General features: G+C 59.9%; 25 protein-coding genes. 17 read left to right on the plus strand and 8 right to left on the minus strand.

Going from position 1 to position 25101, the window contains the following annotated elements:
* Positions 1-29: 29 nt before the first annotated feature.
* On the minus strand, positions 30-812 hold the full coding sequence (locus AABB31_RS10950; protein WP_373635749.1) for a peptidoglycan-binding protein: 783 nt from the start codon (positions 810-812) through the stop codon (positions 30-32).
* A gap of 142 nt (positions 813-954) precedes the next feature.
* On the opposite strand from AABB31_RS10950, the gene AABB31_RS10955 reads away from it, so the two are divergent.
* From AABB31_RS10955 to AABB31_RS10965, 3 genes are read left to right on the plus strand one after another with little or no spacing between them, the layout of a single operon-like run.
* Entirely contained in the window at positions 955-1434 is a 480-nt protein-coding gene (locus tag AABB31_RS10955) for a DUF922 domain-containing protein (RefSeq protein WP_342078104.1), read from the plus strand.
* 33 nt (positions 1435-1467) lie between these two features.
* The gene (locus tag AABB31_RS10960; protein ID WP_342078103.1) at positions 1468-1812 is read left to right on the plus strand and encodes a Lin0512 family protein; all 345 of its coding nucleotides are present in this window, start codon (positions 1468-1470) and stop codon (positions 1810-1812) included.
* On the plus strand, positions 1809-2207 hold the full coding sequence (locus AABB31_RS10965) for a Lin0512 family protein (RefSeq protein WP_342078102.1): 399 nt from the start codon (positions 1809-1811) through the stop codon (positions 2205-2207). The genes AABB31_RS10960 and AABB31_RS10965 overlap by 4 nt, the downstream gene beginning before the upstream one ends.
* 15 nt (positions 2208-2222) lie before the next feature.
* Here AABB31_RS10965 and AABB31_RS10970 read toward each other — a convergent pair whose 3' ends face one another.
* Positions 2223-3872, minus strand: a complete 1650-nt coding sequence (locus AABB31_RS10970) for a thiamine pyrophosphate-binding protein (RefSeq protein WP_342078101.1) — start codon at positions 3870-3872, stop codon at positions 2223-2225.
* A 107-nt stretch (positions 3873-3979) separates the two neighbouring features.
* Here AABB31_RS10970 and AABB31_RS10975 point away from each other — a divergent pair, with 107 nt between their 5' ends.
* Positions 3980-4510, plus strand: a complete 531-nt coding sequence (locus AABB31_RS10975; protein WP_342078100.1) for an NAD(P)H-dependent oxidoreductase — start codon at positions 3980-3982, stop codon at positions 4508-4510.
* 11 nt (positions 4511-4521) lie between these two features.
* Here AABB31_RS10975 and AABB31_RS10980 read toward each other — a convergent pair whose 3' ends face one another.
* Positions 4522-4920: a VOC family protein gene (locus AABB31_RS10980; protein WP_342078099.1), complete on the minus strand. Its 399-nt coding sequence runs from the start codon at positions 4918-4920 to the stop codon at positions 4522-4524.
* A gap of 31 nt (positions 4921-4951) precedes the next feature.
* A complete protein-coding gene (locus tag AABB31_RS10985; protein WP_342078098.1) occupies positions 4952-5965 on the minus strand; it encodes an FAD-dependent oxidoreductase in 1014 nt (337 codons plus the stop codon).
* Positions 5966-6013: 48 nt separating this feature from the next.
* On the opposite strand from AABB31_RS10985, the gene mnmD reads away from it, so the two are divergent.
* Complete coding sequence (mnmD, locus tag AABB31_RS10990) at positions 6014-6694, plus strand: tRNA (5-methylaminomethyl-2-thiouridine)(34)-methyltransferase MnmD (protein ID WP_342078097.1); 681 nt, start codon at positions 6014-6016, stop codon at positions 6692-6694.
* Positions 6684-7553, plus strand: a complete 870-nt coding sequence (locus AABB31_RS10995; protein ID WP_342078096.1) for a DMT family transporter — start codon at positions 6684-6686, stop codon at positions 7551-7553. The genes mnmD and AABB31_RS10995 overlap by 11 nt, the downstream gene beginning before the upstream one ends.
* Before the next feature lie 12 nt (positions 7554-7565).
* On the opposite strand, the gene AABB31_RS11000 is transcribed toward AABB31_RS10995, so the two are convergent.
* The gene (locus AABB31_RS11000; protein WP_373635750.1) at positions 7566-9575 is read right to left on the minus strand and encodes a lytic transglycosylase domain-containing protein; all 2010 of its coding nucleotides are present in this window, start codon (positions 9573-9575) and stop codon (positions 7566-7568) included.
* Positions 9576-9723: 148 nt separating this feature from the next.
* Here AABB31_RS11000 and dapA point away from each other — a divergent pair, with 148 nt between their 5' ends.
* The gene (dapA, locus tag AABB31_RS11005) at positions 9724-10596 is read left to right on the plus strand and encodes a 4-hydroxy-tetrahydrodipicolinate synthase (RefSeq protein ID WP_342078092.1); all 873 of its coding nucleotides are present in this window, start codon (positions 9724-9726) and stop codon (positions 10594-10596) included.
* A 45-nt stretch (positions 10597-10641) separates the two neighbouring features.
* Here dapA and AABB31_RS11010 read toward each other — a convergent pair whose 3' ends face one another.
* From AABB31_RS11010 to AABB31_RS11020, 3 genes are read right to left on the minus strand one after another with little or no spacing between them, the layout of a single operon-like run.
* On the minus strand, positions 10642-11856 hold the full coding sequence (locus AABB31_RS11010; protein WP_342078091.1) for a hypothetical protein: 1215 nt from the start codon (positions 11854-11856) through the stop codon (positions 10642-10644).
* A 57-nt stretch (positions 11857-11913) separates the two neighbouring features.
* Positions 11914-13104: a winged helix-turn-helix domain-containing protein gene (locus tag AABB31_RS11015; RefSeq protein WP_373635751.1), complete on the minus strand. Its 1191-nt coding sequence runs from the start codon at positions 13102-13104 to the stop codon at positions 11914-11916.
* Positions 13101-13544, minus strand: coding sequence for an ion channel (locus AABB31_RS11020; protein WP_342078090.1), 444 nt, complete (start codon positions 13542-13544; stop codon positions 13101-13103). The genes AABB31_RS11015 and AABB31_RS11020 overlap by 4 nt, the downstream gene beginning before the upstream one ends.
* Before the next feature lie 68 nt (positions 13545-13612).
* On the opposite strand from AABB31_RS11020, the gene smpB reads away from it, so the two are divergent.
* The 10 genes from smpB to AABB31_RS11070 all read left to right on the plus strand — a co-directional run bounded on the left by smpB (position 13613) and on the right by AABB31_RS11070 (position 25099).
* Entirely contained in the window at positions 13613-14086 is a 474-nt protein-coding gene (smpB, locus tag AABB31_RS11025; RefSeq protein WP_342078846.1) for an SsrA-binding protein SmpB, read from the plus strand.
* A 23-nt stretch (positions 14087-14109) separates the two neighbouring features.
* Complete coding sequence (locus AABB31_RS11030; protein ID WP_342078089.1) at positions 14110-14724, plus strand: TRIC cation channel family protein; 615 nt, start codon at positions 14110-14112, stop codon at positions 14722-14724.
* Between the two features lie 132 nt (positions 14725-14856).
* Positions 14857-15711 carry a 3-mercaptopyruvate sulfurtransferase gene (gene sseA / locus AABB31_RS11035; RefSeq protein ID WP_342078088.1) on the plus strand — a complete coding sequence of 285 codons (855 nt, stop codon included), beginning with the start codon at positions 14857-14859 and terminating at the stop codon, positions 15709-15711.
* Positions 15711-16895, plus strand: coding sequence for an amino acid aminotransferase (locus tag AABB31_RS11040; RefSeq protein ID WP_342078087.1), 1185 nt, complete (start codon positions 15711-15713; stop codon positions 16893-16895). Before sseA ends, AABB31_RS11040 begins: the two co-directional genes overlap by 1 nt.
* A gap of 84 nt (positions 16896-16979) precedes the next feature.
* Positions 16980-18533, plus strand: coding sequence for a trimethylamine methyltransferase family protein (locus AABB31_RS11045; protein WP_373635752.1), 1554 nt, complete (start codon positions 16980-16982; stop codon positions 18531-18533).
* On the plus strand, positions 18534-19430 hold the full coding sequence (locus AABB31_RS11050) for an NAD(P)-dependent oxidoreductase (protein WP_342078086.1): 897 nt from the start codon (positions 18534-18536) through the stop codon (positions 19428-19430).
* Between the two features lie 114 nt (positions 19431-19544).
* Positions 19545-20504: an L-malyl-CoA/beta-methylmalyl-CoA lyase gene (locus AABB31_RS11055; RefSeq protein WP_342078085.1), complete on the plus strand. Its 960-nt coding sequence runs from the start codon at positions 19545-19547 to the stop codon at positions 20502-20504.
* A 177-nt stretch (positions 20505-20681) separates the two neighbouring features.
* Positions 20682-21644, plus strand: coding sequence for an acetyl-CoA carboxylase carboxyltransferase subunit alpha (locus tag AABB31_RS11060; protein WP_342078084.1), 963 nt, complete (start codon positions 20682-20684; stop codon positions 21642-21644).
* 171 nt (positions 21645-21815) lie between these two features.
* On the plus strand, positions 21816-24335 hold the full coding sequence (locus AABB31_RS11065; RefSeq protein ID WP_342078083.1) for an EAL domain-containing protein: 2520 nt from the start codon (positions 21816-21818) through the stop codon (positions 24333-24335).
* 128 nt (positions 24336-24463) lie between these two features.
* Positions 24464-25099 (plus strand): M50 family metallopeptidase, encoded by a 636-nt coding sequence (locus tag AABB31_RS11070; protein ID WP_373635753.1) that lies wholly within the window; start codon positions 24464-24466, stop codon positions 25097-25099.
* Positions 25100-25101 lie beyond the last annotated feature (2 nt).

Here is a 25101-nt window from a genome sequence, read left to right on the forward strand (position 1 = left end):
TGGCGACATGGAATTAATCGGTCCTGACCCTAGTCCAGCACAACAAAGTCTTTCTTGCCATACCCGCGCAACCGCTTGCAGACCTCGTAGCCTTCACGATGCCCGTCATCATTGGTGTTGCCTTCGATTGTGCCAAACATCGCGTCACCGGCTTCGGTCACGATACCGGTATGGGTCCAGTCGGTGCTGGTGCGGCGCACAAGAAAGATCGACCCGCCGGGCACTGTGCCGTCATTCGCGGCACCTTCGCGCAGGAATTTGCGTTTTTGCTTGGCCTGGGCGGCAATACTGTCGCAGGAAAAGCTGCCTGTGATGGGTTTTGATGCATCCATCTGCTCGGCGGCCTGCTCCATCAGCGTGGTCACGAAACCGGCGCACCACGGCCAGTCCTTGCCTTCATTTCCCTTCATGAAAAATCGGACCCACGGCCCCCGGTTCTGGCCGCCCACTTCGCGGGGATGGGCGGTCATGTAACGCGCCGCAAAGGCCAGAACACAGTCGGAAAAACTGTTAAACGCACCCGGGAGTGGCGCAAGCATATCGCGCATCTGCCTGGTCAGGGCATCAAAGGTTGCGTGATCAACTGCGCCGGTCGCGGGAAGCCCGCTCTTTTCCTGGAATTTTGTCACACCTGCGGTGGTGATCCGGCCATAATCGCCATCAATCACAAGGCCGATGCCATGCAGGTTCAGCCATTCCTGCACCCTTTGGGCCTTGCGCCCCCGCGCGCCACGGGCAATTTCGCCGGGAAAGGCAATCTCGTCCCGGAACCAGGATGCGAGGTCGGATACTTCATCATTCAAAATATACATCGTCAAAACCTTCCACTGAAATATGCGCCCAACCTACCAGAAACGGGGGGCGCCGCTCAGTGTGGAAATCCAGACCCGGTCTGGCTTGCATGGCCGGGGGTCCTGCCGCTAGCTTGGCATTATCCAAGAAAGCAGGTCACTGATGCGCATATTCCGTCTGGTCCCCTTCCTGATCCTACCGCTTGCAGCACACGCGCAAGCCCCGCTTGCGGCAGATGAATTGATCATCAAGCCCTACACGATCAGTGGCTCTAGCCTGGCCGAAGTGGAAGAACAGCTAAACAGCAAGGGGCCGCATGGCTACTGGGCGTGGGCGCAGACACGCTGGCGGTGGGATGGCAACTGCAACATGTCTTTCCGTGCCGAGATTACCATGCCCCGGCTGGAAGACCCCGGTCGGCTGACAGCGGCAGAGCAGGCCGAATGGGATCGCATGTATGCGGCCTTGCTGGACCACGAGATGGGGCATGTGACCATCGGGCGCGACACCGCGCTTGCGATCAAGGCGGCAGATTGCAAGGTCGACAGCCAGGCCTATGATGCGGAATTCCGCGCCGCGCAAAAGGCCTATGACGCCCGCACCAATCACGGCATTGATACCGGTGCCACGCTGAATTACTGACAACACAGCACCACATCCACGCCGGAGACTGCAATGCCCAAACACCGCGTCCTCACCGAATTTGGCATGGGCACCAGCCTGCGCCGGCAAGATTATACACAGGCTGCACGCCGCGGATTGCAGGATGCGCTATGGCATAATTCGATCAATATGGCTGAACTGTTTGGCTTCCCCAAAGAGGCGATGCTGATTGATGTCGAGATCGGGGTGCAGCAGCCCGAAAAGGTGGATCAGGCGGCTTTGCTTGATATCTTTCCCTATGGCCAACCCGCAATCACGGTCCATCATGGTGGGCTGGACATTCCACGCCCCGATGGCAAACCAACCGTCATTGCCAATGTCGCGATCAACGTCTCGTTCGATATGGTGCCGTCATGACTGACCAACGCATGATCATCGAAATGGGGATGGGCAACGACCTGCACGGGCAGGACTACCAAAAGGCAGCGCGGCGGGCGATAGAGGACGCAATGCGGCATTCCACCCTGCCGATTTTCCAAAGTATCGGGGTGGATCATCAGCAGATGCGGGTGCAGGTGACGGTGGGCGTGCAGAAACCCGATCAACTCGACCTGACAGCCCTCGCAGCCGCATTGCCGCGTGGGCGCGCAACAGTGACCGCCGTTAAGGGTGGTCTGAATATCGCCAATGATGAAACCGGTGAGACAGCCATTGTCGCCACCGCGGCGATAGAGGCGTTTTTGCCCAGTCAGGCAGACAATTGGCGTCTGCGCGAAAGCGAGGGTCAGGCGATCGGCCATCCAGACATGTGATGCGCCGCAGGCGCGCTATTTGGTCACGGCGGCCTGTCGGATATCGCGCAGTGTGGCGCCGGTCGACAACGCCTCCGCATCAACCTTGCAGTCAAGAACCGCAACAGTGCCTGCACCTTGCGCGCGCACAAACGCATCCGCGAAATCAGCATTGCGCAATACCGTCTCGCCATGGCCGCCATAAGCGCGGGCGAGTGCGGCAAAATCCGGATTGTGCAATTCCGTGCCGGATACACGACCCGGATAGGTCTTTTCCTGATGCATGCGGATCGTCCCGTAGCGGCCGTTATTCATCACAACCACAATCGGCTTGGCCCCATGCTGGACGGCGGTCGACATCTCGTTGCATGTCATCTGAAAGCAGCCATCACCCGCAAGGCAGACCACCTGCCTGCCCGGATGTTCCAGTGATGCAGCGACAGCAGCAGGGAACCCATAGCCCATCGACCCCGATGTTGGGGCCAATTGCGTTCCATATTGGCGATAGGAAAAGTAGCGGTGCAGCCAGGCTGCATAATTCCCGGCCCCATTCGTCACAATGGCATCATCGGGCAACTGATCCGACAGCCATTTGATGGCCGTCTCCTGCTTGAAGGCGCCCGGGCTTTCCGCCGGATGCGCCCAGGTCTCGTAATCAGCGCGGGCAGCGGCTGTCCAGTCAGACCAGTTGCCTGCCGGGGCCGCATCAGCCAGCCCCGCCAACACCGCCGGGGCGGTGGCAGCGACGCCGATATCAGGCACATAGACGCGCCCAATCTCGGACGGGTCTGCATGTACATGCACGATTGTCTTTTGCGGGTCTGCCGGGTCAACAAGCGTATACCCCTGCGTTTCGATATCGCCAAAACGGGTACCCAGCAAAAGCAGAAAATCAGCCGATCTGACCCGGTCGGCCAAACGCGGGTTCATTCCCACATTCAGATCACCCGCATAATGCGCATGATGATTGTCGATGTAGTCCTGCCGGCGAAATCCGGCAGCAACCGGCAGCGCCTGGGTCTCTGCAAAGGCCTGCAGCTGCGCCTGGGCGGTCCGGCTCCAATGGGGGCCACCAACCACGACAAGCGGTCTGGTCGCCTGCGCCAGCGCATGCATGATGGATTGGACCGTATCTGCAGGTGTTTCCCCCTGCATCGCCGGTATTCGCAGATCAGGCACATCCGCTGTGGCGCTCAGCATGTTTTCAGGCAAGGCCAGCACAACAGGTCCGGGCCGCCCGGATGTGGCCACCCGAAAGGCGCGGCCGATATATTCGGGCAAACGCGCCGTGTGATCCACTTGCGCAACCCATTTGGCCAGGCCGCCGAACATGGCCCTATAATCAACCTCCTGAAATGTTTCGCGATCTGTCTGGCGGTTATCAATCTGGCCAACAAACATCACCAAGGGCGTGCTGTCCTGCATCGCCACATGAATGCCCGCCGTCGCGTTGGCCGCCCCCGGCCCGCGTGTGACAAAGCATACGCCCGGCTGACCGGTCATCTTGCCATGAGCCTCCGCCATCATCGCCGCACCGCCCTCCTGCCGACACACGATATTGGCAATCCCACTGTCATAGAGGCCATCAAGCGCGGCCAGAAAGCTTTCCCCCGGCACGGAAAAGACCCGGCGCACGCCCAGCTTGATCAACTGATCGGTCAGAATTTTGCCCCCATGCCGGATCATCCGCATCCCCTTTACATTGCCTGCGCCGACAATGTGCCAAGCGACCGGCTTGCGCAATTGCGCAAACGGATTAGGTCCCACCCCAACGCAAGAAAGGACGACGCATCATGACAAAACTTCTGGGTATCTCGGGCGCGCTACGCAAGGATTCAACAAACACGCTGCTGATCAGAAATGCCGCCGAAATTTTCAATCCCGACACGTTCACCGAGGCCGATCTGCATCTGCCGCTATACGATGGTGACCTTGAGGCCGCGTCCGGTATTCCGGCATCGGTTCAGACCCTGTCTGATCAAATTGCCACCGCTGATGCAGTGATCATTTCGACGCCCGAGTACAACAAGGCTATTTCCGGTGTTCTGAAAAATGCGCTGGATTGGGTCAGCCGCACCAAAGGCGGCCCCTGGGCAGGCAAACCGGTTGCGATCATGTCCGCCACAGCCGGTCGCGCCGGCGGGGAAAGAGCGCAATTTTCCCTACGGCTGGCGATGATGGCCTTTCGTCCGCGGCTCTTGCAAGGCCCCGAGGTACTGGTGGCCGCCAGCCACAAGGCGTTCGACGCCGATGGCAAGCTGACAACCGAAAGCTACGTCAAGCTTCTGACAGAGTTGATGGAAGAGTTGCGGGCGATGACCTAAGCACGCGTCACCTACAGGGCGTTTGAGACCTCAATCAGGTTCCCGTCGGGATCGCGAATGTAGATGGACAGGATTGGTCCGGCAGCCCCGGTGCGCTGAACCGGGCCATCCAGAACATCAACCGCCAGATCCGCAAAATGGCGCTGCCAGTCGGCCAACCCGGTGTCTGACAGAAAACATAGATCGGCAGATCCCGGCTGTATCGAGCCGGCCTTGGGCTCAAACGGTGCTGCGGCTGCATGCAGATTGATTTTCTGGCGTCCGAATTTCAGCGCCCATCTTGTCGTACCATCCGCCGCCGTAAATCGCGCGGATGTCATCCCAAGCACGCGCGTATAAAACGCAACCGTCGCGTCAATATCGCGCACCGTCAGCACCAGATGATCGAGCTGCGTCAGTGAAGGGGTCATTTGCCTGCCTCCGACCTTATTTTCCGGCGCATCATGCCTGCGCCGCCCGAAACCCGTCGGGGATCAGGTCGCGCCCTTCCAGCAGCAGATCGGCCATCACCTCGCCCACCTTGGGCGCCATGCCAAATCCGATTTTGAAGCCACCATTCGCCACATACTCCCCTTGTCGGGTTGGATGCGCCCCCAAGACCGGCGCCCGGCTGCGGCTGCGCGGGCGCACGCCGGCCCAGCGTGCCGTGACCGGCGCGTCCATCAAAACCGGCACAGCATGCCGGGCGCGGACCAGGACCTCATCCAACGCCGCATCGGTCGCGCCCGGGGTCTCGAATACCCTTTCCGAGGTCGATCCAACCGCAACGGTCCCATCACCATGCGGGATGATATGCAGCCCATCGGCAAAAAGCTGTGGCTGCCCACGCGCGTCATAAGACAGCAGCGCCGCCTGCCCCTTGACGCCATTGCCGCCGAGTTCCGGCATCCCCGCCCAGCCGGTTGCCCACACCACCTGCCCTTCGGGTGGACTATCGCCGGCAATCACCCCGCCTTTGGCGACAAGTGCTGCGGCAAGGGCATGGACCGCCCGGCGGGGGTGGATTAGCGCAGACAGGGTATCGCGCACCATCAACCCGGTTGGGCTTGGCGGCACCCAGCTGGCATCGGGCGCCGCAATGACCTGCCAGACGGCCTGCCCCTGCCAAAGATCGGCCGCCGAGGCCGCCCGGCTTCGGGCCAGATCGACCGCCCGGGTATCGGCCAGCGGCTGCAAGCGGCCTGTGCGGGCGTATCCCGTCGCAGCCCCCGATACCGCGGTGATCTCGGCCCAGAAATCAGCTGCCATGATCAGGCTTTCAAACTGAAACGCCTTCTTTGGGTTCCAGTTTTCGGGGACATGGGGGGCAAGCGCGCCAACCAATCCGCCGCTGGCCCCCGCGCCGACGCCGTTGGGGTCAATCACACGCACAGCCGCACCGCGCCTGGCACAGCAATAGGCAACACACAGGCCGAATATCCCCGCACCCATAACTGTCACATCTACCGTTGCCATTTTACGCCTGCCTGCCCAAAGATGGCTTAACACTTAGGGTATTGGCGAATGGCGGACCAGACAGCAAAACTGCAATGGCGTGACGGTGTCCCGATCGCCACGGCCTTTGATGACCCGTATTACTCGCTCGATAACGGGGTTGCCGAGACAACCCATGTTTTCCTGACGGGCAACGACCTGCCTGACCGGTTCGGAGGGGACTTCCAGATTGCAGAACTTGGGTTCGGCACGGGGCTGAACTTGTTGGTGGCCTGGCAGGCATGGGATGCGGCGGGCCGCCCCGGATCGCTTTGTTTTACCTCATTCGAGGCATTTCCGATGGCAAAGGATGACACGGCAATGGCCCTCGCACATTTTCCGCAACTCGCGGCCTATGCCCGACAGCTTTTGGACAGCTGGGCACCGGATGGCGGGGCAATCCAGTTCGAAGATGGTCCAAGGCTTGAGGTGATCACCGGCGACGCGCGCGTCACCCTGCCCTTGTGGGAGGGCCGCGCAGATGCGTGGTTTCTTGACGGGTTCTCGCCTGCCAAGAACCCCGAACTCTGGCAGGCTGATCTGTTGATGGCGGTGGGACAACACACCACGCCCGGCGGCACGGCTGCGACCTATAGCGCTGCCGGTCGTATCAGGCGCAGCCTGTCGGACGCCGGATTTGAAGTCACGCGGCACCCCGGCTTTGGCCGCAAACGCCACATGACCCGCGCCAGGAAACCAGATGCAGAATAATACCCGGCTGGGCATCCTGCTGATGGTGGCCACGTCATTTGTGTTTGCGGTGCAGGACGGGATTTCACGCCATCTGGCCGGCGAATACAACGTGATCATGATCGTGATGATCCGGTACTGGTTCTTTGCAGCATTTGTAATCAGCATCGCAACCCGCCAAAGCGGGTCGATCCGGGCCGCTGCCCGCACCAGCCAGCCCCTTTTGCAGATCGGTCGGGGGGCTCTGCTTGCGGTGGAAATATGCGTGATGGTCACGGCCTTTGTGGCGTTGGGCCTTGTGGAAAGCCACGCGATCTTTGCCTGCTATCCATTGCTGGTCGCCGCACTATCGGGCCCAATTCTGGGTGAACGGGTTGGCTGGCAACGCTGGGCGGCGATCGGGATCGGGTTCGTGGGGGTGCTGGTGATCCTGCAACCAGGGCGCACAGTGTTTGCGCCCGCAGCGATCATCCCGCTTGCCTCGGCCTTGATGTTTGCGCTTTACGGGCTGCTGACCCGGTTTGCGGCGCGCAAGGACAGTGCCGCGACCTCCTTTTTCTGGACAGGGACAACGGGTGCCGTTGTGATGACAATCATTGGCATCTGGTTCTGGGAACCGATGAGCCGCGCAGATTGGCTCTGGATGCTGGCGCTGTGCGTCACCGGGGCCTTGGGCCACTGGTTCCTGATCAAATGCTACGAAGTGGCCGAGGCAAGTGCCGTCCAACCCTTTGCCTATCTGCAGATGGTTTTTGCAAGCGCCATCGGGATATTTGTGCTGGGCGAAACCCTGGAACCCAAGGTGGCGATTGGCGCCGCAATCATCGTGGCCGCCGGGCTATTCACCCTGTGGCGCGCTGCGCGTGCACGTCCGGCATAGTCCGGGCGGTGACTACCCGCGTGCTGGCCGCGCAATCGGCCGGATGCTTGGCGTGTCCTCCACAGCCTGCGGCAAAGGTCGCGCGCGCGGGCGCAGCAGCGGCTTTTCCCCGATCAGCAGATCCGTAAAGGCGACGGGACCGGCCTGCCCGGTCAGCCGGGCCTGATAAATCGGGATACTTTCGGTGACGCGCATGACGTAATTGCGGGTTTCGCGGAACGGAATATGTTCGATCCAGTCGATCACGTCCATCTCACCCAGACGGGGATCACCGCGTTCATCCATCCATGTCTTGGGCCGGCTTGGGCCTGCATTATATCCGGCTGCAATCATCACCGGCGTGGGGCCAAAATCCTCTTGCAGGATCGACAGATACTTTGCGCCCAAAGTCGCGTTATATTCCCAATCGCTTGTCAGGCGCCCCCGCGAATAGGGCAAGGCAAGAAAACCTGCGACCTCTTCGGCTGTCGCGGGCATCAACTGCATCAGACCCAGCGCGCCGACCGGACTGCCGATCCCGATGTTGAACTCACTTTCGCGGCGCGCGATGGACAGGGCAAGTGCCGGATCAACGGGCAGCTCCATCGCCGCAAGATCATGTATCGGGAAATAGTTTTGCGGAACCATGATACCCCGCCGCAAGGCCCGCTTGCCCAGCAACAAGGTGTAATATTGTTCGTCCATCTCATCGAGTGCGGCACCCACCTGCGCCAGATCGCCAGGGTTCAAAGTTGCACCCAGCTCGGCGAAAAATGTAACCGCATGTCCGCGTTCGCCGCCCGCAAGCAGCAGGAAAGCTGCGCGCACCAGGTCAGCCGCAAAGACATCGGATTGCGGAACGATAGGCGTTTGCGCCCAAATCGGGTCCAGGGGGCGGCCCAGTTTTTCGGCCGCGAGTAACCCGTAAAAGCTTGTCTGGTGGGTTGCGGCGATGCCATAGGCCTCGGCGGCGGCGTCTGCTGCGCCCATGACCGCATGTGTCCGCCCGATCCAGTAATGCATGCGACCCAGCGAAATCGGGCTGTCCACGACACCGGCTGCCGTCTGGAAATGATCAAGTGCTGCTGCAGGATTGCCCAGATAGGTCAGGGCAATATAGCCGGAAAGCCATTCCAGATCCGCGAAAGCCGCCCCATCCGTCAGATAGTGACGCGAGGCCAGCGCATAAGCCTGATCTGCCCGTCCTTCGCGCATTTCCCAACGGGCCAATGACCGGCGCCAGCCGGCCCAGCGAAAGGGTTCGGCCAGTGCCGACGCACTTGTGGACCGGTCCAGCAATATCTTGACCGCTTCGGTCCGCCGCCCCCGGTCGGCCAACCAGTTGTACCGGTCATAGGCCAGCCCGGGATCCTGGCGCAGATTGGCAGGCACCGCGTTGACCTTGGCGGTAATATCACCCGCCTTCTTGATATAGGCGATGCGCGCTGCAGCCAAAGCGCGTTGATCCGGCGATAGCAGGGGCAGCATGCGCGCCGCATCCGAGGTGCGCCAGCGCCATAACAGCGCATCGGTGCGCGCCAGATGGAAGGGTTTCAGAATATCCGGAAAGGCCGCGATCAATGCCGCGTGCCCATCACCGCTAAGCCGGTTGCCGATCCAGACCTCGCGCAACATCGCCTCGGCTGCCTCGGGCGCGCCGGTTGATATCAGCGCGCGGGCCAGATGCACGGCGCCTTCACCGGTCTGCGGTGTCGCGTCGCCAAAAAATGCAATCACCGCCTCCGCATCGGTGGTCTCGTGCAAAGCCCCCTCACCAGCTGCGCGCAGCCGCGACAGGCCGGGCCAATCCGCATGGGTTTCCAGAAAGCTTGTATATTCGGCCAGCCGTCCTTCGCCAGCGCGCAGCCGCATCCATGTCAGCACATCCCGGGTCAGCGGATCGGCCTGCGCGGCCAGAATGCGCGCATCCTCCCAGCTGTCATCAGCCGCCCTGATCACCGCAACGGCGGACGGGTCAACCGCCTGCGCGCGCGCTGTCTCGGCCGTCAGCAAAGCCGCTGCCACAATGGACAATAATCGCATCAAATGCACCACCGATCCCGTTTTGTACCAAAGGTAACGCCGCCCCGGCGAAGTACAACTCACAAACTTGGCAATCGGCAGAAAGCAGTCTAGGTTCCGCCCGATTTTGACTCGGGTCTGCCAGACCCACCATACAAGGAAGCGTGCCATGTTTAAGGGATCCCTCCCCGCCCTCGTCACGCCGTTTTCGGACGGCCAGGTTGATGTGGTCGCGCTGAAAAAACTGGTGAACTGGCATATCGCGCAAGGGTCAAACGGGTTGGTGCCCGTGGGAACAACAGGCGAAAGCCCGACACTGACCCATGAAGAACATGATATGGTCGTCGAAACTGTGGTGGCAGAGGTTGCGGGCCGTATCCCGGTAATTGCCGGGGCCGGGTCCAACAGCACCCGCGAAACGGTTCGTCTGGTCGAGGCCGCCAAGAAAGCAGGCGCCGACGCGGCCCTTGTAGTGACCCCGTATTACAACAAGCCAACCCAGCGTGGGCTGATCGCGCATTTCACAGCGGCTGCCGATTGCGGTCTGCCGATTGTGATTTACAATATCCCGCCCCGCTCTGTCATTGACATGACACCGGAAACCATGGGCGAATTGGCCAAGCACGAGATGATCGTGGGCGTAAAAGACGCCACTGCGGACCTTGCCCGTGTTCCCGCAACACGATTGACCTGCGGGCCGGATTTCATCCAATTGTCAGGCGAAGACGCAACCGCGCTTGGTTTCAACGCCCATGGCGGGGTCGGGTGCATCTCGGTCACCGCGAATATCGCACCCAAGCTGGTTGCCGAGTTTCAGGCCAGCACGCTTGCGGGCGACTATGCCACGGCCCTGACCCAGCTTGACCGGCTTATGCCCCTGCATCAGGCCGTGTTCACAGAGCCCGGTCTGGTGGGCGCAAAATACGGCATGTCCCTGTTGGGTCTGTGTTCTGAAGAGGTGCGCCGCCCGCTGACCGGACTGACAGATGAGACAAAGGCGAAAATGCGTGCCGCGATGGTGCATGCAGGCCTTTTGAATTGATGCACCGCCCGGTCGCAAGACCGGGCGACCAAACCTGATATTGGACTAGCTTGCCGCAACCTTCACCGGCTTGAACCAGGCGTTGTTCAACCACCAAAGCCCGAATGCCAGCGGGATCGCGACCAGCCCGCCGATGACATAGGCCAGCGGTTCGTCATAGAAATTTTCGAACGTCTGCGTATAGGCGTAGATCCCGGCAAAGGTCATGGTCGTGTAGAACATCCCGGGCCGGTTTGTCATTGCCGCCCAAATGCTGAGCCCCGCCAGCAGAACCGCCCAGATGACAGAGTAGACATGTTCATGGATGACTAGTGTTGATGCCCTGAACGCATCCAATGCGGCCCGATACGCATCAGTGTCATGGCCATTGCCTTCCAGTCTGAAGTCGGCGTCGCGCGGCCTGAACAATGCGCTGCCCACCTCATCGCCCCAAAGACTGCCGACCAGAAAGCAAAGATTGGCCACGATGAACGCCATGATCATCAAGATACCCGCTTGCCGTCTGATCGCACCGTTACTGCGCCCGGCGATCCACAGGCAGACAGCAATCAGCAGGCCCATATGCAGGATGCTCAATGTCGTCTCAGGGGAATTGAAGATATAGACATCACGGAAATGAAACCTGCCGGTGTCCAGCATCTGCGCAAACGGAATGATCGCACAGGCGGTCACAACGCGCAGATCAAGAAATCCGCCAAGCAAGGCAATCACCGCAAAGACGTAAAAATGCACAAACGGCATGGGCAAGCCAGGCAGATAGAAAACGTCAGCTATAAAATACACGCCCTCCAGATGCAGTGCCGCCCCCATAAGCAATATCGCCCCATAGGCAAAGCGCAAATGTGCCGGTGCCGCCCGGAAACGCCACAGGCAAAACGCCCCGATCAGCCCGCCCATGGCCATCATCGCTGGCCCCGCAATATCGGTGTACTTGTCGACCAACTCGATCCCGGTGCCCGAAATCAGCATGCCCGCACCGATCATCGCACTTGCATTGCCAAACATCCGATAAAGCGGCGCACCACCGCGCAGGATCAACAGCCCAGCCACCAAGAACAGCCCCCCGCACAGCGCAACACTCAGCGCGGTGCCAAGGTAAAAGACCAACCCAATAGTCGCCGCCAGAATACCCGCAATCAGCAGCGTGTTGACACATAGCGCAACCATCGCCGCGCGCGCGCGTGATTTGATTTCATCCGCCTGCACATCGCTGATGATCCCGTCATCAAGCAAACTCTGCGTTTCGGCCACATAATACATCTGTCTCTCCAGGTCGTTTCCCGGGGAGATATCACAAAATTGAACATTGTTCAATATTTATGTCTGGCGGAGCCATCCAGACGCATAGTCAAGCTCTGCGCAGCCGCCGAACCGGGCGGCGCGTGCCAATTCGCCCTCTAGCGCCGCGATCCGCCCTGCCCCCATGCGCACACCCGGTTCCGGCCAGAATGCCGTGACGCGCAACACGTCCTTGTCCCGCGCCATATCAATCCGGCCAATCATGCGATCCCCCTCCATCACCGGAAACACATAATAGCCGTATTGCCGCTTGGCGGCGGGAACGAAAATTTCGATCCGGTAGTGGAAACCGAAGAGGCGTTCGGCCCGCTTGCGATCCCGCAAGGCTGGGTCGAAGGGCGAGAGGATACGCAAGCGCGGTGTGGATGCGGGGATGGCGGCGTCCATCACGTCGGGCCATGCGAAAGAGCGGCGCAGCTTGCCATCAGTGCATGCGATATCGACTTCTATGATCCGCTTGTCGGCGAGGGCTGCCGCGCACCAGTTTTTCGCTTCGGCGGGAGTAACTGTGTCCCAGAACGCCGACAACTCGCCGCTGGTTGCGAACCCAAGCCGGTCCAATGCGCCCGCACAGAGTGCTTCGATGGTGTCGTCCACATGCGGTCGTGCGTTGAGTGCTTCAGGCGGTATCACCTTTTCAGTCAGGTCATAAATCTTGCGGAAATTCACCCTTTTCGTGACCGAGAGTTGCCCGGACCGCCACAGATATTCCAGGGCCGTTTTGGATGGGTGCCAGTCCCACCAACCGCCCGAACCCTTGACCTCGTCCGTGCCCACATCACCGCTGCCGCAGGCCCCATTGTCGCTGATATGGCGCAGCACGTCGTCAATCTTGGCGGTAAAATCCCCCCTGCGCCATTCCTTCCACCGGGTTTCCATCCGGGTTGCATCGCGCGCAAACCGCAACCGCCAATGTGGAAATAGCGCCATGGGAATGGCGGCGGCATCGTGGGTCCAGTGTTCAAAGACCGACCGGTTTTGCAGCAAGGTTTGCAGCGCGCGCGGGCGGTATTGCTGCCGCCGCGCCCACAGGATCAGGTCATGCGCCCGGGCAAACGTATTCACGCTATCGAGCTGCACAAACCCCAGATGATCAAGCACATCGCAAAGGTCCGCCCCTTTGCCTGGTCCAGAGGGGCGGTCATCCAGCCCGTGTTTGTGCAAAAACAGATGCCGCGCGTCCCTGTTGGGCAGGATCGGCACGGTCACGTGTCAGCATCCTGCATGGCAATTTGTTGCAAGCGCAGCTGGCGCAGCATCTCGACCATCGCGGCCGTCACCAGACCAATATTCAGCAAGCCGTTCAATGCAGCCATCCCCCCAAGCAGCCGCCATTCGACCGGCAGCAAAACATCACCAAAGCCAAGCGTCGTAAACGCCACCAGCGCGAAATAGACCGATAGTTCCAGCGTCTCGAAGATGTCCAGCGCCAGCATCGCAAATGCCCAAAGCCAGACCGCCGCCGTCATCTGCGCCAGAATCCACAATGCGGCACCGCAAAGGACAAGGATCAGCTTGGGCCTGTGGGGCGCCCGCGTTAACCATGGGCGCATCCGGGCGATCCGCGCCTCCATCAGCCAGAAACTGACCCCGGCAATCAGGATTGACGCCATCAGCAAGACTGAGCCGAGTGCAATTTGAACAAACATCCGTCTTCTCCGGTCCGGTGCGGCCCCATCTTGTGTCGCGACGCGCCATCGCCTATCTCTGCCCAACTATGGCCAAGAAACCGGAAAACAAAAACTACAAAGTCGTCGCCGAGAACCGGCGCGCCCGGTATGACTATGCCATTGATGATGACATCGAGGTGGGCATCATCCTGACCGGGTCCGAGGTGAAATCCCTCCGGGTCGGCCAATCGAATATCGCCGACAGCTATGCCAGCGTTGACGACGGCGAATTGTGGCTGACCAACGCCTATATCGCCCCCTATGACCGCGCCATGTTCACGCATGAGGAACGCCGCAAACGCAAGCTGTTGGTCAGCCGCAAAGAGCTGTCAAAGCTGTGGAACGCGACCAAGCGCGAGGGTATGACGCTGGTGCCGCTGGTGATGTATTTCAATGACCGTGGACTGGTGAAGCTGAAAATCGCGACCGCCAAGGGCAAGAAAAACCATGACAAGCGCGCCACCGAGGCAAAGCGCGATTGGGGCCGGCAAAAGCAGCGGTTGCTGCGGCATGGGGACTGACCCTTTGCGCAAGGGGCCGGTCCATGCCTGACATCACAATTCAGGTCACGCTGTTCCTGTCGGTGTTTGCAACGGCTGCCATGTCCGCCTCTGCCGCCATTCAGGCGGTCCGTCACGAATTTGATGCTTTTGGGGCGGCGGTGCTGGCAGCGGCGACGGCGATGGGCGGCGGCACAGTGCGCGATCTGCTTTTGGGGCGCACGCCGGTCTTTTGGATGACGGACCTGACCTATCTGGCGACCGCAGTACCAGTCTCGCTTGCCGTCTTTTTCTGGGCGCGCGGACTGAACCCCGGTAATGGGCGGCGGCACCGCATGCTGATGTATTTCGATGCTGTGGGCCTTGCGCTGTTTACGCTGACCGGGCTGCAGATCGGCTTGGCCGCAGGTATGTCCGCGCCGATTGCCATTATTCTGGGCTGCATCACGGGGACCTTCGGCGGCATGATCCGAGATGTGTTATGCAACGTCACCCCCAGCGTGCTGAAAGAAGATCTGTATGCGACGATTTCGCTGTTGGGTGGCGCGTTGTTTCTGGCACTGGACTTTGCAGCACTGGGCGAGCTTGTGGCCGTCTGCGCCAGCTTTGGCGTGATGTTTGTCATGCGCGTTATCGTTGTGGCCCGCAGTATTCGCTAGCACCTTTCGCCTGATGCGGCTGACGGTGTCAGAAAATTGCGTGTCCGACGGCAGAATCCCCAGCCCGGCGTTTACAGATGCCGCCTTGCGTCGTAGTGACGGGCCAGGAATTCTGGCCGAAGGGGGTATTGTATGTCTGACGATCCCAAGACGCTTGTCAGCACCGATTGGCTGGCGGCCCATATCAAAGATCCCGATCTGCGTATCCTTGATGCGTCATGGTACCTGCCCGACATGGACCGCGACCCCAAGGCGGAATATCTTGATGCCCATATCCCCGGCGCGCGCTTTTTCGATATCGACGAAATCAGCGACCTGCGGTCAGAGATGCCGCATATGGCCCCGCCTGTCGAAAAATTCATGTCCCGGATGCGGGCCATGGGCGTCGGCGACGGGCATCAGGTGGTAGTCTATGACGGGATGGGAATATTCTCGGCGGCCCGGGTCTGGTGGCTGTTTCGACTGATGGGGCAGACCAACATTGCGGTGCTTGACGGCGGGCTGCCCAAATGGCGCGCCGAGGGGCACAAGGTGACGGCCAGCCCACCCGTGATCCGCGACCGGCACATGACGGTGAAAACACGCGGCGATCTGGTCAAGGATGTGACCGAAGTGGCCCGGGCGGCAAAACTGGGTGATCACAGTATCATTGATGCCCGCGCCCCCGTCCGTTTCCGGGGCGATGCGCCAGAGCCGCGCGAAGGGCTGCGCAGCGGGCATGTTCCGGGGTCTCGAAACGTCTTTTATCAAGATCTTCTGAAAGAAGACGGCACCATGAAAGCCCCCGCTGCCCTGCGCACCGCATTTCTGGATGCGGGCGTGGACCTGTCCAAACCGGCGATCACCACCTGCGGGTCCGGCGTGACCGCCGCGATCCTTTCGCTCGCCCTTGAACGGATCGGCAAGACCGATCATTCCCTCTATGACGGCTCGTGGTCCGAATGGGGCATGTATGCCGATCTTCCCATTGCAACCGGAGCTGCCTGATGCTGGAAAACCTGTCCCCACAACCCGCTGACAAAATTCTGGCCCTGATGGCCGCGTACCGTGCAGATCCACGCGATGACAAGGTTGATCTGGGTGTGGGCGTCTACAAGGATGCAACCGGCAACACGCCCGTGATGCGCGCCGTCAAAGAGGCCGAACGCCGGATCCTCGCGGATCAATCAACCAAAGCCTATACCGGACTGGCCGGTGATCCGGCATTCGGGGCCGCGATGCGTGATCTTGTGCTGGGCGACAGTGTCGCAGCTGACCGGGTCGCCGCAGTGGCCACGCCCGGCGGGACCGGTGCGATCCGGCAGGCGCTGGAGCTGATCAAGATGGCTGCCCCCGATGCGACGGTATGGTTGTCCAACCCCACTTGGCCAAATCACCCGTCCATTATCAAATATCTCGGCATGAAAATGGCCGAATACCGCTATTTCGACAATGAAACACGCGGCATCGACTATACCGGGCTGATTGCCGATCTTGATCAGGTACAGCCGGGCGATGTGGTGCTGCTGCATGGCTGCTGCCACAACCCGACCGGCGCAAACCTGCGCGCCGATCAGATGGCAGAGATCATCGCCTTGATGCAGAAAAAAGGGGCGGTGCCATTTGTGGACATTGCCTATCAGGGGTTTGGTGACGGCTTGGACGCTGACGCGCAAATCACCCGCCAGATTGCCGCTGCCTTTGATAATTGCCTGATTGCGGCAAGTTGCTCGAAAAATTTCGGCATCTACCGCGAGCGGACGGGCGTCTTGATGGCCATCGCCAAGGATCCCGAACAGCAGGCGCTGTCGCAGCAAACGCTCCAATTTCTGAACCGTCAGAACTATTCCTTCCCGCCCGATCATGGTGCGCGTGTTGTGACGACGATCCTGACTGATCCCGTCCTGCGCGCCGATTGGGAGGCCGAGCTGGAGGAAACCAGAAATGGCATGCTCGCCCTGCGCCAGCAATTGGCGGACGAACTGCGCCGGCTGACGAATTCCGACCGGTTCGACTTTCTGGCGCACCATCGCGGCATGTTCAGCCGTCTGGGCACGACCCCGCAGATGGTCGAAAAGATCCGTGCCGAGCATGGGATTTACATGGTTGGTGACAGCCGGATGAATATTGCAGGCCTGAACGAAAACACCGTGCCAATCCTGGCAAAAGCCATTGTTGCCGCTGGTGTCTAGAACAGGCGCCGTGCCGCAAAGAAGCTAGACAGGTCGCAAAACCGACATCTACCGTCGATGCAGAACAGCGTCGAAAGGGATGTCATGGCAGAACCGATCAAGGCACCGCCGGAACCGGCGCGTGGCCGCCGGTCTGGCGGGCGGGCCGCACGGGTCGCGCTGCGCGCGGCACCTCTGGCCGACCATCTGCGCCCGGTTCGCCCGGGGATGGCCGGTGGGCTTTACAGCCCGCTGACCGATGCGGATGTCAGCCGTATCCATAACGCCGCACTAAATGCGCTCGAACAGATCGGGCTCTCGCTGGCCCCGCAATCGGGGATCGACGCGATGACAGCCGCTGGCGCCATCCTTGGTGATGATGGCAGGCTGCGATTTCCCCGCGCCTTGGTCGAGGACATGCTGGCCATTGCCGCGCGCGACATCACCTTATGCGGACGTGACCCGCAATATGATCTGGACCTGTCGGGGACCAATGTGCATTTCGGGACTGCGGGGGCCGCTGTGCATATCGTTGATCCGGTCGATAACAGCTATCGGGATTCGACGCTGCAGGACCTCTACGATGCGGCCCGGCTGACCCAGAACCTTGATAACGTGCATTTCTTTCAGCGTGCCATGGTCGCGCGGGACATCACCGACAATTACGAACTTGATCTGAACACGCTTTACGCCAGCTGTGCAGGGACCAAGAAACATGTCGGCACCTCCTTCACCGAAGAGGCGTTTGTGCCTGACTGCATCAGCCTCGCGCATATGATCGCAGGCGACGAAAAGACCTGGCGGGCCCGGCCATTTGTGTCGAATACCAATTGTTTCGTGGTGCCGCCCATGAAATTCGCAACCGAAAGCTGTCAGGTGATGGAGGCCTGCATTCGCGCGGGCATGCCCGTCTTGCTGCTATCCGCCGGTCAGGCCGGGGCCACAGCACCCGCACCGATTGCGATGGCAATCGTACAGGCCGTCGCCGAATGTCTGGCCGGGCTGGTTTATGTCAACGCCATTGCGCCGGGTCATCCGGCTGTCTTTGGAACCTGGCCCTTTGTGTCCGACCTTCGCACCGGCGCGATGTCGGGCGGGTCCGCAGAACAGGGTCTTTTGACAGCAGGTTGCGCGCAGATGCACCGGTTCTACGGTCTTCCCGGTGGGGCGGCGGCGGGCATGTCGGACAGCAAGATGCCCGATATGCAAGCGGGCTGGGAACAGGCCATAACCAACACGATGGCCGGCCTGTCGGGGCTGAACATGGTCTACGAGGCGGCTGGCATGCATGCCTCTTTGCTGGGGTTTTGCTTTGAAAGTCTCGTTCTGGGCGACGATATCCTGGGCCAGGTTCTGCGTTGTGTGCGCGGCATCGAAGTGACCGAGGATAATACGTCAATCGAGGTGATGCGTGATGTCTGTCTGGACGGGCCGGGGCATTATCTTGGCAGCGATCAGACCCTCAGCCTGATGCAGACAGAATATATCTATCCAGCAATTGGCAACCGGATGAGCCCCAAGGAATGGGCCGAAAATGACAAACCCGACCTGCTTGAAACCGCGATTGCGCGCAAAAACGCGCTGCTTGCCGCAGCCGAGCATCAGATCGACCCAAGCCTGGATCTGGCGATCCGGGCCAATTTCAGGATACGTTTATAAGTGAAATATGGTGTTATTGGGCTGGGCAATCTGGGCGGCAATCTTGCCGCAAGTTTGGCCCGCAACGGGTTCGACGTTGTCGTTTGCGACAAGAACCCCGCCGAAGTGGCCGCGCTGACCGAACTGGGCGCCGCCGCCGCGACCGATCCGGCCGCAATCGCCGCCGCCTGCGATGCGATCATCACCTGCCTGCCATCGCCCACCGCGTCAGAAACGGTGCTGGATCAAATCCTGACAACCGCCAGGCCGGGCAGTACCTGGATTGAAATGTCCACGCTGGGCCGGGATGATATTCTGCGCCTTTCGGCCAAGGCCGCCGCAAAAGATGTTCGGACCCTCGAATGCCCGGTAACGGGCGGCGTGCATCTGGCCGCGACCGGGGACATCACGGTGCTTGTCGGCGGTGATCACGACCTTTTCGCCGTGCATGAACCTGCCTTGCAGGCCCTGGGCGGAAAGATCATCCATATGGGCCCGCTTGGTTCTGCTGCAGTGATCAAGGTCATCACGAATATGCTGGCCTTCATTCATCTGGTGGCCGGTGGCGAGGCGATGATGCTGGCAAAACGCGCGGGCCTTGACCTGACCAAGGCGTGGCAGGCCATTGCGGCCTCGTCTGGGAATTCCTTTGTACATGAAACCGAAGGTCAGTTGATCCTCAACGGCAGCTATGACGTGGCCTTCACGATGGACCTTGCCTTGAAGGATTTGGGCTTTGCTGCTGATTTTTCTGCAGAAACCGGCACACCGCTTGCGGTTGCCGATCTGGTGCATGAGATCTTTAAAGCGGGCAAGACGGCCTATGGCGGCGCGGCCCAATCAACCCAGATCGTGAAATTGCTTGAGGACGCGCTTGGCACTGATCTGCGCGCCCCGGGGTTTCCCGCCCGGTTGTAGCGTTGCGTTGCGGCATTGATTGCTGCGGCTGCAAAATCGCTCTTGCAGCAATCCACGTAACATTATAACGATTTTTTCGTCAGTTACGTAATTTTCATACCCAAAGGATCGTCGATGTCATTCCGCCTGCAACCAACGCCCCCTGCCCGCCCAAACCGCTGCCAGCTATTTGGACCGGGTTCGAACACCAAGCTGTTCGAGAAAATGGCCGGGTCTGCAGCAGATGTCATCAATATGGATCTGGAGGATTCCGTCTCCCCCTCGGACAAGGAAATCGCCCGCAAGAACGTGATCGCCGCCATCAACGACGTGGACTGGAATACCAAGCGGGTCAGTGTCCGGATCAACAGCCTTGATACCCCCTACTGGTATCGCGATGTGGTCGACCTGATGGAACAGGCGGGCGACAGGTTGGATCAGATCATGATCCCAAAGGTCGGCTGTGCTGCAGATATCTACGCGGTTGATGCGCTTGTGACGGCAGCCGAGACCGCCAAGGGCCGCAAGAAGCCCACCGCGTTCGAGGTGATCATCGAATCTGCTGCTGGCCTTGCGCATGTGTCGGAAATCGCCGCGGCCTCGCCCCGTCTGGAGGCGATGAGCCTTGGCGCCGCCGATTTTGCAGCCTCGATGGGGATGCAGACAACCGGCATTGGTGGCACCCAGGACAATTACTACATGCTGCATGGTGACAACCGGCACTATTCGGACCCGTGGCATTGGGCGCAGACGGCGATTGTGGCCGCATGCCGGACCAATGGCATTTTGCCCGTTGACGGCCCCTTTGGCGATTTCAGCGATGATGAAGGTTTCCGCGCGCAGGCACGTAGATCGGCAACGCTTGGCATGGTTGGCAAATGGGCGATCCATCCCAAACAGATTGCGCTTGCCAATGAGGTGTTCACGCCCACAGATGCTGCCGTTGCCGAAGCCCGCGAAATCCTTGCAGCCATGCAAGAGGCCACAGCACGCGGCGAGGGTGCAACAGTCTACAAAGGACGCCTGGTCGACATCGCGTCGATCAAGCAGGCCGAAGTGATCGTCCGACAGTCCGAAATGATATCAGCCCCCTAAAGCGTTTCGATGCATACTTGAAACACAATTCGCTGCCTCTCCCTTCGGTCGAACGCGATTTGGGATCTGCGATGTTTCAAGTTAAAATCGAAACGCTGTAGATCGCAGCCCCGCCGTTGATATCCCGCGATCCTTGGGCCATATATCCCCAAAGGTTGCAGAAGGCATGTGCCCCCGATGGTCCAATATCTCGAGTTTGAAAAACCGCTTGCCGAAATTGAAGGCAAGGCAGAGGAATTGCGGGCCATGGCCCGCGACAATGCCGAAATGGACATCGAGAAAGAGGCCGCCGCGCTGGACAAGAAAGCAGGCGATCTGCTGAGATCGCTCTATGCCGATCTTAGCCCATGGCGGAAATGTCTTGTCGCCCGGCATCCGCAACGCCCGCATTGCAAGGACTATATCGAGGCGCTGTTTACCGAGTACACGCCATTGGCCGGCGACCGGAACTTTGCCGACGATATGGCCGTGATGGGCGGGCTGGCCCGGCTGAACGGGACGCCGGTGATGGTCATTGGCCATGAAAAGGGCAATGACACCAAATCCCGGATCGAACGGAACTTTGGCATGGCCCGGCCGGAAGGGTATCGCAAGGCCATTCGCCTGATGGACCTCGCCGACCGCTTTGGGTTGCCGGTGATCACCCTTGTTGACACACCCGGTGCATATCCGGGCAAAGGGGCCGAAGAACGCGGACAATCCGAGGCTATCGCACGCTCGACCGAAAAATGCCTGGCACTTTCGGTGCCATTGATCAGCGTTGTGATCGGCGAGGGCGGCTCTGGCGGGGCTGTGGCATTTGCAACGGCAAACCGTGTTGCGATGCTTGAACACTCCATCTATTCGGTCATCAGCCCCGAGGGCTGCGCCTCAATTCTATGGAAAGACGCCGAAAAAATGCGCGAGGCTGCCGAGGCGCTGCGTCTGACGTCAAAGGATTTGATGGCGTTGGGGGTGTGCGACACGACCGTGGCCGAGCCGCTTGGCGGGGCGCATCGGGACCCGCAGGCAGCCATCACGGCGGTTGGCGCCGCGATTGAGGCCCAGCTGGCAGAGCTTGGCGACAAATCAGCCGAAGAGGTCCGTGCCGACAGGCGCCGCAAGTACCTTAGTCTTGGCGCGGCGGGGCTGGCGGCCTGATTTCCATCTTCCCTGATAACGGGCTGCGCCACATCGTTTCTTAACCTGCACCGGGTATGTCCTGACATGATCATGTTCAGGAGACGGCAAATACGCCATGCCCATATGCTGCCCCATCAGGCGGGCCCAGATAGTCCGGCACTGTTCGTGCAATAGGATGCAGGTCACCGCATGACCGGATGGGTGCGCAAACTGAACCCACGGTATTGGAGCATTCGTGGCCTGGTCATCGCCATCCCGGTGCTGGGTGGGTTATCCGTGACGCTGTTGCTCTTTTTCGGCATGCAACTGGCTGATCGACACCTCCAGCATCTGGAAAACGATGTCAAAGCGTCGCTGACTTATCAGCATACGGCCCTAAAACTGCCGATCCTCGTCAAGCAGATCCACGCCGATCTGTATCAGCTGGCCGCCTTGCGTGAAGGCGGCGCCCCCCAGTTTGAGATATCGCGAACCAAAGCCGCCATTCAGCGCGATTTTCGTCGTATCCAGATATTACGCCTTGGGCTGGATCCGCGCATGCGGATGCTGGATGTGGATAAACGACTGGATGCATTGGCCGAAATCGTGACCCAAGCCGCAGGCGCGAATATGGCCGATGCCATCGCCGTTTCACAGAACTACGATAGCCATCTGAACGCCGCTGCCGCTACTTTTTCTGCCATGGCCGCGCAAACCCGCCTGCTGGTTTTCGAAGACATGGACACAATGCGCGCCGACACAACGCGCCTTGTTCAGGCGTTTTTTGTTGGGCTCGCCCTTCTGGCCGCCATCATGTGCCTTGTGGCGTTGTCGGTCGCGCGGAATATTTCCACCCCGATCCTGAAACTCGCACATAATGTCGAGGCGCTGGACAAAGGCGCGCTGGATATCAAGATCCCCGGCACGGGCCGCACAGACGAGATTGGCAAAGTGGCGCGGGCGGTGTCCCGCCTGCAAGGCAGCCAGCGAAGGACAGGACAGCTTGAACAGGAACGCGACGACCTGAACCGTACGCTTGAACAAAAGGTTGCGGCACGCACCTCTGAACTGGCGGTCGAACGGGAACGACTGGCCAACGCGCAGGCCCTGGCCGAGCAGACGCGTCAGGAAATGACCGCCCAGTTGCGCCAGGAATTCGGGCAGGTGATCAACGCAGCCAGCGCTGGCGATTTTACACAGCGTGTACATACGGAATTTTCGGACGAGAACCTGCAGGCGCTCGCCAATGACATCAATCACTTCGTCGATCGCGTCGATGGCAGCGTCGCCGCCGTTGGGCAGGCCATGCATGACATGGCCGAAGGTCGTTGGGACGCGGGGGCCGATCACGCATTTACCGGGTCATTTGCCGAAATTATGGACCAAATCCATGATACGGGTACCCAAATATCCCAACAATCGGGCCAATTGACCCATATCGCCCTGCATGACGCCCTGACATCGCTGCCCAATCGCCGCTTTCTTGAGGAACGGCTTGCCGATTACAACAAGCTGCTGGCGGTGACCGAACTGCCATTGGGGGTGCTTCATATTGATCTGGACCGGTTCAAGGAGATCAATGACAGGTTGGGCCATGCCGCCGGCGATGCCGTACTGAAGCAGGCCGCCCAAATACTTGATGAGCTTGCCCAGAACGACGATTTTGTGGCCCGGGTCGGCGGTGATGAATTCATGATGCTCTGCCCAATGATGGATGACAGCGGGCAGGAGCGTGACCGCATCATCGCATTGGGCGAGGAGATTGTCGCCAAACTGTCGGAACCCGTTCATTTCGAGGATGAGCTGGCGTTTTTCGGGGCCAGTGTCGGCATTGCATTCAGCCAGCCCGACACCACGGACCTTGCGACCCTGGTTGTTGATGCCGATATCGCCCTCTATCAGGCCAAGGAGGATGGGCGAAATCAGGCGGCTGTGTTCTCGACAGAAATTGCCGCCGCAATTGCGGGCAAACGGACGATGCGGGATGATCTGCTGGCCGCATTGGAGCACGGCGAACTGGAACCCTATTTTCAACCAAAATATGATGCGCGCAGTCTGCAACTGAAAGGGGTGGAGGCGCTCGTGCGCTGGAACCACCCGCAACGGGGCCTGCTGACCCCGGATAAATTTCTGCCGGCTGCAGAAGACATGAATGTCGTCAGCGTCATCGACCACCAGATCCTCTGGCGATCTGTTGAAATCATTTCCGAACTGAATGCGGCGCATGGCTTTCACATCCCCGAACTGTCGGTCAATATCAGCCAATCGCGGCTCTACGATCCCGAACTGCTGCGCAGTGTGGACGGGCTGTCACCGCCATTCGCCTTGTCATTCGAACTTTTGGAATCGATCTATTTCGACGATGGCGATGATCGTTTCTACTGGATGCTTGATCTGTTGCGCGAACGGGGGATCGGCATTCAGATTGACGATTTTGGCAGCGGGCGGGCATCAATATCCGCATTGATCAATATCAACCCCGACAGGCTGAAAATCGACAGATCGCTTGTCAGGCCGCTCACCGAAAAAGCCGGTAGCAGCCAACTGATCAAGGGGATCGTCGACATCGCGCGGTCGATGAATATCGGGGTGACAGCCGAAGGGGTCGAAACCCAGAAACATGCAAATCTGCTGCGCGATCTGGGGTGTGACATGCTGCAGGGCTACGCATTTGCCAAACCGATGCCTGCTGACGCACTCAAGGAATTTTGCCTCAAGGCAGCCAGCTAACAGTCGTATATCGGGCAAAAAGAGCTTGTGTGCGACCGCGATCTGAACCACGCAGAACACGTGCAAAGATCATCGGCGCCGGGTTTCAGAATATGCAGATCATCAAAGGGCATTGGCAACTTATCTTGTTGACCGCATTGATCTTTGGCTTGTGGCAAACCCCGTTTCTCGTCCCATTGAAGATACTCATCGTTTTCCTGCACGAGCTTTCGCACGCAATCGCCGTCATCGTCACCGGCGGGCAGGTCGAAAGCCTGTCATTGTCCCCGCGCCAAGGCGGGATGGTGCTGGCACGCGGCGGGAACCGGTTTGTGTCGCTCAGTGCCGGTTATCTCGGCTCATTATTGATCGGCATGGCGCTGTTGCTCGCCGCGCTGCGCAGCCGGGCCGACCGCAAGGTGGTCGCATTCTGCGGCGCGGTCACTTTGCTGGTCACGCTGCTTTATGTGCGCGAGGCATTTGCCCTGACCTTTGGTCTTGCCACCGGTCTTGGGATGCTGGCAATGGCGCGATTTCTGGGGCATGGCCCGAACGATCTGCTGCTACGGGTCGTTGGGCTGACCAGCATGATCTATGTGCCATATGATATCTTCAGCGACACCATCGCGCGCAGCGCCCTGCGATCTGACGCCAGAATGCTGGCTGAAGAGTTTGGTGGAACAACGATGATGTGGGGCGGCATCTGGCTGATCATCAGCCTTGCGGCAATTGCCTGGTGCCTGCGATACGGGTTGGGACGGCAAAGTAACCTACGACTGCGCTAGGC

It is taken from the genome of Yoonia sp. SS1-5 (assembly GCF_038443705.2).
Taxonomy (GTDB): domain Bacteria; phylum Pseudomonadota; class Alphaproteobacteria; order Rhodobacterales; family Rhodobacteraceae; genus Yoonia; species Yoonia rhodophyticola.

Excerpts from the sequence above, each read along its gene's own strand:
- smpB (WP_342078846.1), top strand. The coding sequence starts at position 13,613 with ATGGCCAAGAAACCGGAAAACAAAAACTACAAAGTCGTCGCCGAGAAC.
- AABB31_RS11000 (WP_373635750.1), bottom strand. The coding sequence starts at position 9,575 with ATGCGATTATTGTCCATTGTGGCAGCGGCTTTGCTGACGGCCGAGACA.
- AABB31_RS11065 (WP_342078083.1), top strand. The coding sequence starts at position 21,816 with ATGACCGGATGGGTGCGCAAACTGAACCCACGGTATTGGAGCATTCGT.
- AABB31_RS11060 (WP_342078084.1), top strand. The coding sequence starts at position 20,682 with ATGGTCCAATATCTCGAGTTTGAAAAACCGCTTGCCGAAATTGAAGGC.
- AABB31_RS10975 (WP_342078100.1), top strand. The coding sequence starts at position 3,980 with ATGACAAAACTTCTGGGTATCTCGGGCGCGCTACGCAAGGATTCAACA.
- AABB31_RS10955 (WP_342078104.1), top strand. The coding sequence starts at position 955 with ATGCGCATATTCCGTCTGGTCCCCTTCCTGATCCTACCGCTTGCAGCA.
- mnmD (WP_342078097.1), top strand. The coding sequence starts at position 6,014 with ATGGCGGACCAGACAGCAAAACTGCAATGGCGTGACGGTGTCCCGATC.
- AABB31_RS11030 (WP_342078089.1), top strand. The coding sequence starts at position 14,110 with ATGCCTGACATCACAATTCAGGTCACGCTGTTCCTGTCGGTGTTTGCA.
- AABB31_RS10985 (WP_342078098.1), bottom strand. The coding sequence starts at position 5,965 with ATGGCAACGGTAGATGTGACAGTTATGGGTGCGGGGATATTCGGCCTG.
- AABB31_RS11045 (WP_373635752.1), top strand. The coding sequence starts at position 16,980 with ATGGCAGAACCGATCAAGGCACCGCCGGAACCGGCGCGTGGCCGCCGG.
- AABB31_RS10970 (WP_342078101.1), bottom strand. The coding sequence starts at position 3,872 with ATGATCCGGCATGGGGGCAAAATTCTGACCGATCAGTTGATCAAGCTG.
- AABB31_RS10950 (WP_373635749.1), bottom strand. The coding sequence starts at position 812 with ATGTATATTTTGAATGATGAAGTATCCGACCTCGCATCCTGGTTCCGG.
- dapA (WP_342078092.1), top strand. The coding sequence starts at position 9,724 with ATGTTTAAGGGATCCCTCCCCGCCCTCGTCACGCCGTTTTCGGACGGC.
- AABB31_RS11010 (WP_342078091.1), bottom strand. The coding sequence starts at position 11,856 with ATGTATTATGTGGCCGAAACGCAGAGTTTGCTTGATGACGGGATCATC.
- AABB31_RS11055 (WP_342078085.1), top strand. The coding sequence starts at position 19,545 with ATGTCATTCCGCCTGCAACCAACGCCCCCTGCCCGCCCAAACCGCTGC.
- AABB31_RS10965 (WP_342078102.1), top strand. The coding sequence starts at position 1,809 with ATGACTGACCAACGCATGATCATCGAAATGGGGATGGGCAACGACCTG.
- AABB31_RS11020 (WP_342078090.1), bottom strand. The coding sequence starts at position 13,544 with ATGTTTGTTCAAATTGCACTCGGCTCAGTCTTGCTGATGGCGTCAATC.
- AABB31_RS10960 (WP_342078103.1), top strand. The coding sequence starts at position 1,468 with ATGCCCAAACACCGCGTCCTCACCGAATTTGGCATGGGCACCAGCCTG.
- AABB31_RS10995 (WP_342078096.1), top strand. The coding sequence starts at position 6,684 with ATGCAGAATAATACCCGGCTGGGCATCCTGCTGATGGTGGCCACGTCA.
- AABB31_RS11040 (WP_342078087.1), top strand. The coding sequence starts at position 15,711 with ATGCTGGAAAACCTGTCCCCACAACCCGCTGACAAAATTCTGGCCCTG.
- sseA (WP_342078088.1), top strand. The coding sequence starts at position 14,857 with ATGTCTGACGATCCCAAGACGCTTGTCAGCACCGATTGGCTGGCGGCC.
- AABB31_RS10980 (WP_342078099.1), bottom strand. The coding sequence starts at position 4,920 with ATGACCCCTTCACTGACGCAGCTCGATCATCTGGTGCTGACGGTGCGC.